A 935-nucleotide genomic window follows, 5' to 3' on the forward strand; every position below is an offset into this window, starting at 1 on the left:
GCCTTCCACTATGCGACCGGAGCCTCGATCGGGCCGTCGGGACTGTTCCGGCGCGCCGGCGCCGGCTTCGTCGTCATCCCGGCTGGCCGAGACCTGCCGATGGGCGTCGTGGTGGCGGATTTCAATGCGGGACAGCTGCAACTGGCTCTGTCGGATGCCGTCATCCGCAGCCACCCGATCTGGATCGAAACCGCCACGCTTGACGCCTCGACCGCAGGGCAAGGGCTGGCGCAACGCGTCGAGGCCGGCCTTGCCTCGTCTGGCCGGGCGCCTGGTTTTTCCCGGCCGGCAACATTCGAACTTGCCCGTTCCGTCCGCGAACTGAAGGAGATCCTGAGCGGGTTCGGACTTGAGCGCGCAAGGATCGGCGTCGATCTCGATTTTATTCCCGCCGCCGATCTCTCGGTCATGCAGGCGCTGCTGCCGGGCTGCACGATGGTCGACGGCTCGGCCGTGCTCGACAGGTTGCGGGCCATCAAGTCGCCGCGCGAGATCGATCTGCTCCAGCAAGGCATCATCCTGTCGGAAGCCGGGCTGGAGCGGCTGCAGGTCGATGCCATGGCCGGCATGCGTCAGGGCGATCTCATTGCCCTCTATCGGCAAGGCGTCGCCACGGCCGCGTCCGGCCTGTCCCATCCGGTCGCCACAGCCGAATATGTGACGCTGGGCGCGAAGGCCAAAAGCACCGATGCGAAAGCCATGCCTGGCGATCCGCTGAAGTGCGACATGGTCTGCACGGTCGGCGGCTACGCCTCCGACATGTCGCGCAACTTCACCTTCGGATCGCCATCCGCCGAGCAGGCCGAACTGCACGCGATCGCCGAGCGGGCCTTTGACGACGGGCTGGCCGCGCTTGTTCCGGGAGCCACGCTCGCTCACGTGCATCGCGTCGCCACCGACAGCCTGGCGCGGCAAGGGCTGCGCACCTACCGCCG

At 67.5% G+C, this 935-nt stretch carries 1 protein-coding gene; it reads left to right on the top strand.

The annotated features are described in order from the left end of the window. The coding region (locus tag EN750_RS36435) for a M24 family metallopeptidase (protein ID WP_245482926.1) at nucleotides 1-935 on the top strand (935 nt) is incomplete at both ends.

The organism is Mesorhizobium sp. M7A.F.Ca.ET.027.03.2.1 (assembly GCF_003999175.1).
Classification (GTDB): domain Bacteria; phylum Pseudomonadota; class Alphaproteobacteria; order Rhizobiales; family Rhizobiaceae; genus Mesorhizobium.